We start from the raw sequence: 539 nt of genomic DNA, 5'->3' as shown, positions 1-539 counted from the left end.
CAAGGATTCGCCCCGCTGCAGCACTCTGCCTATACCCTGCGTGCGCTGCGCCCTGGCTATGTCTACGTGTTCATGAAAGGCACCTGCGGCGAGAAGCTGGTCATTCATGAATACAACGGTAACGGGCAGTACAAGGAGCTCCGCTACCAAGGCCTTGAAGGCTACCACGCACGCAACCGCTACCTTGCCGGCTATGCCACGAGCTGGGTCTGGGCCGAGACCGGCGAGGACACTGCCCAGGAGGTTTGGATCGGCTATAGCCCGCACCTGTGGACCAATGCCATGACCCGGCGCATCACTGGTTCGGTCGCCGTACGCAGGCGCCACATGCGCCAGTTGGACATGGCCGAACTGGTGACGGGTAACAAACAGCAGTCGACTCAGCCCCATGTGCTGCCAGTCAGCGCCTTGAAGACCTGGGTCGAAGACTTCAAGCCTGATGATCAACGCATGTCGCTCACTTGGAGCAGCCACCCGGTCCATGAGGTGCTGCCCATTGGCAGACTAACGGCCATGGCGCGCCATTACCCCTACACCCA

1 protein-coding gene is annotated in these 539 nt (G+C 60.9%); it reads left to right on the top strand.

Annotation, left to right across the window (positions count from 1 at the left end):
* On the top strand, positions 1-539 hold a 539-nt coding region (locus IAE37_RS28965; protein ID WP_328822785.1), incomplete at both ends, for a toxin VasX.

The organism is Pseudomonas sp. S31 (genome assembly GCF_016648105.1).
Taxonomy (GTDB): Bacteria; Pseudomonadota; Gammaproteobacteria; order Pseudomonadales; family Pseudomonadaceae; genus Aquipseudomonas.
Note: the sequence above shows the minus strand (reverse complement) of the source record. Positions and strands in the feature narration are given on the sequence as shown.